4 protein-coding genes are annotated in these 6011 nt (G+C 70.1%); 1 reads left to right on the top strand and 3 read right to left on the bottom strand.

From position 1 onward, the window contains the following. The 3 genes from VHA72_RS02335 to VHA72_RS02345 form a co-directional block, all read right to left on the bottom strand. On the bottom strand, positions 1-994 hold a 994-nt coding region (locus VHA72_RS02335; RefSeq protein ID WP_325572838.1), incomplete at its 3' end, for a PLP-dependent cysteine synthase family protein. A 9-nt stretch (positions 995-1003) separates the two neighbouring features. After that, complete coding sequence (locus tag VHA72_RS02340) at positions 1004-2617, bottom strand: AMP-binding protein (RefSeq protein WP_325572839.1); 1614 nt, start codon at positions 2615-2617, stop codon at positions 1004-1006. A 4-nt stretch (positions 2618-2621) separates the two neighbouring features. After that, on the bottom strand, positions 2622-4349 hold the full coding sequence (locus tag VHA72_RS02345; protein WP_325572840.1) for an AMP-binding protein: 1728 nt from the start codon (positions 4347-4349) through the stop codon (positions 2622-2624). Between the two features lie 159 nt (positions 4350-4508). Between VHA72_RS02345 and VHA72_RS02350 the strand changes: the two genes are divergently transcribed. After that, a complete protein-coding gene (locus tag VHA72_RS02350; protein ID WP_325572841.1) occupies positions 4509-5993 on the top strand; it encodes a malate:quinone oxidoreductase in 1485 nt (494 codons plus the stop codon). The last annotated feature ends 18 nt before the right edge of the window (positions 5994-6011 follow it).

A 6011-nucleotide genomic window follows, 5' to 3' on the forward strand; every position in this document is an offset into this window, starting at 1 on the left:
CGTCGTCGAAGTACGTCGTCAGGTAGCGCTCCCCCGCGTCGCACAGCAGCGTGACCACACTGCCGGACTCGCCGGCCGCACGCATCCGGCCGATGACGCCGAGCGCGGCCCAGACGTTGGTGCCGGTGGAGGGACCGACCCGGCGGCCCATCCGCGCCGAGAGCCAACGCATCGTGGCGATCGAGGCGGCGTCAGGCACCTGCACCATGTCGTCGACCACCCCGCCGACGAACGACGGCTCCACCCGTGGCCGGCCGATGCCCTCGATCCGCGACCCGGCCGCGGTCGGCTCGGAGGAGTCCTCGAGCCAGCCCTGGTAGAAGGCCGACCCCTCCGGGTCGGCGACCAGCAGCCGCGTCGGCAGCCGCTTGTAGTGCAGGTAGCGCCCGATCGTCGCCGAGGTGCCGCCGGTGCCGGCCGAGACGACGATCCAGGCGGGCACCGGGTGCGGCTCGGCCGACATCTGGTCGAAGATCGACTCGGCGATGTTGTTGTTGCCGCGCCAATCGGTGGCCCGCTCGGCATAGGTGAACTGGTCCATGTAGTGCCCGTCGCAGGCCGCCGCCAGCCGGCGGGCCTCGTCGTACACCTCACCGGCCGTCTCCACGAAGTGGCACCGCCCGCCGTACCACTCGATCAGCGCCACCTTCTCGCGCGACGTCGAGGCGGTCATCACCGCGACGAACGGCAGCCCGATCAGCCGGGCGAAGTAGGCCTCGGAGACGGCGGTCGAGCCCGAGGACGCCTCCACCACGGTCGAGCCGGCGTGCAGCCAGCCGTTGCACAGCGCGTAGAGGAACAGCGAGCGGGCCAGCCGGTGCTTGAGCGAGCCGGTCGGGTGCACCGACTCGTCCTTGAGGTAGAGGTCGACGCCGGCCGGCCCGGGCAGCGTCAGCGCGTGCAGATGGGTGTCGGCCGAGCGCTGCGCATCCGCCTCGACACGACGCACCGCCTCGTCGATCCACGCCCGATGCTCGGAGGTCAGCTGCGGCATGGGCGAATGTTAGAGGCCGAGCCTGACCTTCGACACTTCCCGCATCTCCACCTTGCGGATCTTGCCGGTCACCGTCATCGGGAACTCCTCGACCACCAGCACGTAGCGGGGGATCTTGTACGCCGCCAGCCGCCCGCTGGCGAACTCCCGCACGGCCGCGGCGTCCAGCGGCGCCGCGCCGGCGCGCATCCTGATCCAGGCGCACAGCTCCTCGCCGTACTTCTCGTCGGGGACGCCGACCACCTGGACGTCCTCGATGTCGGGATGGGTGTAGAGGAACTCCTCGATCTCGCGCGGGTAGATGTTCTCCCCGCCGCGGATCACCATGTCCTTGATCCGGCCGACGATGTTGCAGTAGCCGTCCTCGCGCATCACCGCCAGGTCGCCGGTGTGCATCCAGCCGTCGGCGTCGATCGCCTCGGCGGTCTTCTCCGGGTTGTCCCAGTAGCCCAGCATCACCGAGTAGCCGCGGGTGCAGAACTCGCCCGGCTCGCCGCGCTCGACCGTCCGGCCGGTGGTCGGGTCGATCACCTTGATCTCGACGTGCGGGTGCACCCGGCCGATGGTGGCGGTGCGCCGGTCGAGGTCGTCGTCGACCCGGGTCTGACAGGAGACCGGCGAGGTCTCGGTCATGCCGTAGGCGATCGACACCTCGCTCATGTGCATGTCGTTGACGCAGCGCTTCATCACCTCGACCGGGCAGATCGAGCCCGCCATGATCCCCGAGCGCAGACTGGCGAGGTCGTACGACGAGAAGCCCGGCAGCGACTGCATCGCGATGAACATCGTCGGCACGCCGTAGAGCACCGTGCAGCGCTCGTCTTGGACCGCCTGCAGCGTGGCCGCGGGGTCGAACGCCGGCCCGGGGATGACCATGGTGGCGCCGTGCGAGGTGCAGCCGAGGTTGGCCATCACCATGCCGAAGCAGTGGTAGAAGGGCACCGGGATGCACAGCCGGTCGGCCGCGGTGAGCTTGATCGTCTCGGTGGTCATGAACCCGTTGCCCAGGATGTTGCGGTGCGACAGGGTCGCGCCCTTGGGGAAGCCGGTGGTGCCGGAGGTGTACTGGATGTTGATCGGGTCCTCGGGCCGCAGCGCCGCCCTCCGCTCGGCCAGCGCGTCGGCCGGCACCACCCGGCCCGCCTCCACCAGGTCGACCCAGTCGTCGCTGTCGAGGTAGATCACCTTCTCCAGCGAGCGGCACTCCCGACGCGAGGCCTCGATCATGCCGCGGTAGTCGGAGGTCTTGAACGCCGTCGCCGAGATCAGCATCCGCATCCCGCTCTGATTGACCACATAGGCCAGCTCGTGGGTGCGGTAGGCCGGGTTGACGTTGACCAGCACGACGCCGATCTTCGCGGTGGCGTACTGGACGATCGTCCACTCCGCGCAGTTGGGCGCCCAGATGCCGACCCGGTCACCTTGAGCCAGACCGAGCGCGACCAGGCCCCGGGCCACCTCGTCGACCGCCTGGTCGAACTCGCGCCACGTCCAGCGCCGGCCGGTGGCGACCTCGACCAGCGCCTCGCCGTCGGGGTGGCGGGCCACGGTCGCGGCCAGATTGTCCCCGATGGTCTCCTCCGGCAGCGGCGGCGTGCTCTCGCCCTTCGCGTACGACTCCATCCGTCTACCCCCTCAGCCCGAAGTCCTCGTCGCGGTACTCGCCCGGCGGCCGCTCCTCGGCGCCTGCCGCAAATGAATCAGCCTCCCGCTGGCGCAGCTCGACCCGGCGGATCTTGCCGCTGATCGTCTTGGGGAGCTCGAAGAACTCCAGCCGCCGCACCCGCAGGTACGGCGGCAGCTTCTCGCGCGCGAACGCGAGGATGTCGCGGGCCAGCCCGGCCGAGGGCTCATGGCCGGGGGCGAGCGCGACGTACGCCTTCGGGACGGCGAGCCGGACCGGGTCGGGCGCCGGCACGACGGCCGCCTCCGCGACCGCCGGGTGCTCGATCAGCACCGACTCCAGCTCGAACGGGCTGACCTTGTAGTCGCTGGCCTTGAACACGTCGTCGGTGCGGCCGACGTAGGTGATGTAGCCGTCTTCGTCGCGTGTGGCCACGTCGCCGGTGTGGTAGTAGCCACCATCCATCGCGGCGGCGTTGCGCTCGGGATCGCCCTGATAGCCGGTCATCAGGGTCAGCGGGCGCCCCGTCGGCCCGGCCAGCGCGAGGCAGATCTCCCCCTCTCCGACCCCCTCTACCAAGGCCCCGCTGGCCGGGTCGACGAGAACGACTGGCACTCCCGGCAGCGGCCTGCCCATGGAGCCCGCCTTGACGGGCTGACCCGGCGTGTTGGCGACGGAGGCGGTGCACTCGGTCTGCCCGAACCCGTCCCGGATGGTCAGGCCCCAATGCCGCTCCACCTGGCTGATCACCTCGGGGTTGAGCGGCTCGCCGGCGCCGATCGCCTCGCGCAGCGCGCTCGGCCGGCCGCCGGACAGGTCGGCGTTGATCAGCATCCGCCACACCGTCGGCGGCGCGCAGAACGTCGTCACCCGCTCTCGCTCGAGCTGGTCGAGCAGCGCGGCCGCGTCGAAGCGGGCGTAGTTGTAGACGAAGACCGTGGCCTCGGCGAGCCAGGGCGCGAAGAAGTTGGACCAGGCGTGCTTGGCCCAGCCCGGCGAGGAGATGTTGAGGTGCACGTCGCCGGGGCGCAGACCCAGCCAGTACATCGTGGAGAGATGCCCAACCGGGTAGGACACGTGCGTGTGCTCGACCAGCTTCGGCCGCGACGTGGTGCCGGAGGTGAAGTAGAGCAGCATCCGGTCGGCCGAGCCGTTGCCGGGATGCTCGAGGGGCACCGCATCGCGGGCGTGGGCCTCGGCGTACTCCTGCCAGCCGTCGGCCCGCCCCACGCAGATCCGCAGGTAGTCACCGGGCACGTCGGCGAACTTGGCGGCATCGGCCGCGTTGCAGATCACCGCCCGCGCCTGGCCGCGGGCCACCCGGTCCACCAGGTCGGCGGCGCCGACGGCGGTGGTCGTGGGCATCACCACGGCGCCGAGCTTGATGATCGCCAGCATCGACTCCCACAGCTCGACCTGGTTGCCGAGCATCACGATCACGCTCATCCCGCGCCCGACGCCGTGGTCGCGCAGGTAGGCGGCGACCCGGTCGGAGCGGGCGGCCAGCTCGTCGAAGGAGTACGCCGACCGCTCGCCCGACTCCTCCACGATCACCAGGCCGGGGCGGTCATTGCCGCGCGCGAACGCGTCGAACCAGTCGTGCCCGAAGTTGAAGGTCGGGCCGACGTCGGGCCAGGTGAAAGTGGCGACGGCCTCGTCGTAGGACGTGCGGAGCTTGACCAGCTCGTCACGGGCCTCGCGGAGCCGGGTGGTGGCGGGATGGGACGTCATGGTCCATCCCTACACCATGAGTGATCCGGATCACAGCGCTTCTCCACAGTGCCGTCACGTCAGGCCCCGCGGACGAACCGACATGACGTGCAGCACATAATGGCCGTAGACGACCGTCCCGATTTCCCTCAGCGAGGTCCGGTAGTGCAGAACAGTGACGTGGACAATTCTTCGGGCACCCGTGACATCGTCCTGATCGGCGGCGGCATCATGTCGGCCACACTCGGCGTGCTGCTCCAGGAGCTCGAGCCGAGCTGGCGGATCCGGGTGCTGGAGCGGCTCGACGCGCTCGCCGAGGAGTCCTCCGGTCCGTGGAACAACGCCGGCACCGGCCACTCCGCGCTGTGCGAGCTCAACTACACGCCACAGAAGGCCGACGGCAGCATCGAGATCAGCAAGGCCGTCCAGGTCAACGAGCAGTTCCAGGTCTCCCGTCAGCTGTGGACCTTCCTGGTCGAGAACGGCCGGATCCCGGACCCGTCGGCGTTCATCCGCACCACGCCGCACATGAGCTTCGTGTGGGGCGCCGACAACGTCGCCTACCTCAAGGCGCGCTACGAGGCGCTCAAGGACCACCCGCTCTTCGCCGGCCTGGAGTTCAGCGACGACCCGGAGGTCATCCGAGGCTGGGCGCCACTGCTGCTGGCCGGCCGGGACGGCTCCGAGCCGATCGCCGCGACGCACCACTCCGCGGGCACCGACGTGGACTTCGGCACCCTGACCAGGCTGCTCACCCAGACGTTAGTCGACAAGGGCGCCGGCCTGGAGTTCAACACCGAGGTCACCGACGTCCACAAGACCAACGACGGCGTCTGGCACGTGATGGGCCGCAACCGGACCGGCCGGTTCCACTACACCGCCGACTTCGTCTTCGTCGGCGCCGGGGGCTACGCGCTGCCGCTGCTGCAGAAGAGCGGCATCCCCGAGATCCGCGGCTTCGGCGGCTTCCCGGTCTCGGGCGAGTTCCTGCGCACCGACAAGCCCGAGCTGGTCTCCCAGCACCTGGCCAAGGTCTACGGCAAGGCAGCCGTTGGCGCCCCGCCGATGTCGGTCCCGCACCTGGACACCCGCGTGGTCGGCGGGCAGCGCTACCTGATGTTCGGCCCGTACGCCGGCTGGACGCCGAAGTTCCTCAAGCGGGGCTCCCTGCTCGACCTGTTCCGCTCGATCCGGCCCAGCAACATCGGCCCGATGCTGAAGACCGCGATCCACAACGTCCCGCTGACGCTCTACCTGGTCCAGCAGCTGCTCGCCAGCGCCTCGAAGAAGTTCAAGGACCTGCTCGACTTCTACCCCGACGCCAAGCAGGGCGACTGGGAGAAGATCACCGCCGGACAGCGAGTCCAGGTGATCCGGCCCGACGGCACCCTGCAGTTCGGCACCGAGGTGATCACCGCGGCCGACGGATCCATCGCCGGCCTGCTCGGCGCCTCGCCGGGCGCCTCGACCGCGGCCCCGATCATGCTCGAGGTGCTCAAGCGCTGCTTCGCCGACCGGTGGGCGGACTGGCAGCCGGCGCTGGCCGCGATGGTGCCGAGCTTCGGTGCGCCGCTGGCCGACGACCCGGCCCAGGCCGTCGCCATCATGACCCGGACCGCCACCGCCCTGGGCATCGTGGCGCCGCCCAGCAGCGTCAAGGCCTGAGAACAGCGACGTGGGGGC

This window comes from Nocardioides sp. (genome assembly GCF_035547795.1).
Classification (GTDB): Bacteria; Actinomycetota; Actinomycetes; order Propionibacteriales; family Nocardioidaceae; genus Nocardioides.